Genomic DNA, 563 nt, shown 5'->3' with positions numbered 1-563 from the left:
AGTTTCACACCACCAGCACCAACAGATGGCGCTATGATAGATGCAACTACAGGAACAATTACAGCAGGATTACCAAACACAACCTATTCAGTAGATTATACAACATCGGGAGCTTGCTCGGCAACAAGCACAGAAACAGTTACCTCTACAGTAGAAGACGATTCCACCTTCACCATGACATCAAGTTGTGTAGGCGGCACAGTAGATGCAGGTTCGGTAGTCACGCCAGGCGGCAGTTTCGATTTTAGCACACCAGTAACGGATGGCGCATTAATAGATATGGCCACAGGCGAAGTGACAATGGGAACACCAAGTGCGACCTATATAATAGAATACACAACAAATGGTGCCTGTCCTACCACTACAGCATTTAGTTTAACCCTACTACCAAGCGAAGACTCAAGTTTTAGTTACACACCAAGTTGCGAAGGCGGTTTAGTCACCACAGAAGCCACACCAGGCGGAACATATATTTGGACAGCACCAGCACCAACCGATGGCGCACTATTAGATAGCGCAACAGGCGCAATCACCTCAGGTATTCCAGGTGCAACCTACTCAGT

1 protein-coding gene is annotated in these 563 nt (G+C 47.2%); it reads left to right on the top strand.

Features of this window, described 5'->3' with window-relative positions:
* A partial coding sequence (locus ACVC5O_RS01400; protein ID WP_452219674.1) for a hypothetical protein occupies positions 1-563 on the top strand: 563 nt, incomplete at both ends.

Source organism: Lacinutrix salivirga (assembly GCF_053604675.1).
Note: the sequence above shows the minus strand (reverse complement) of the source record. Positions and strands in the feature narration are given on the sequence as shown.